Consider the following 504-nt stretch of genomic DNA (forward strand, 5'->3'; position numbering starts at 1 on the left):
AAAGTCTTGCCGTCGGGACTAAAATTAACGCTTGTGACAAGATCATCATGCCCCTTGAGGGTGCGGATTTCTTGGCCTGTTTCTACATTCCAGAGTTTGATAGTCTTGTCAACACTACCGCTCACTAAAGTCTTGCCGTCGGGACTAAAATTAACGCTATAGACACCGCTATCATGCCCCTTGAGGGTGCGGATTTCTTTGCCTGTTTCTACATTCCATAGTTTGATAGTCTTGTCCCAACTACCGCTCACTAAAGTCTTGCCGTCGGGACTAAAATTAACGCTTGTGACATGGTTATCATGCCCCTTGAGGGTGCGGATTTCTTGGCCTGTTTCTACATTCCAGAGTTTGATAGTCTTGTCCCGACTACCGCTCACCAAAGTCTTGCCGTCGGGACTAAAATTAACGCTTGTGACAACCCAATCATGCCCCTTGAGGGTGTGGATTTCCTTGCCTGTTTCTACATTCCAGAGTTTGATAGTCTTGTCAACACTACCGCTCACT

At 46.6% G+C, this 504-nt stretch carries 1 protein-coding gene; it reads right to left on the reverse strand.

Annotated elements, in window-relative coordinates; genetic code table 11:
• Positions 1-504: WD40 repeat domain-containing protein (locus MICAI_RS17730; RefSeq protein ID WP_039900482.1), on the reverse strand; the 504-nt coding region annotated here is incomplete at both ends.

The organism is Microcystis sp. T1-4 (assembly GCF_000297435.1).
GTDB lineage: Bacteria > Cyanobacteriota > Cyanobacteriia > Cyanobacteriales > Microcystaceae > Microcystis.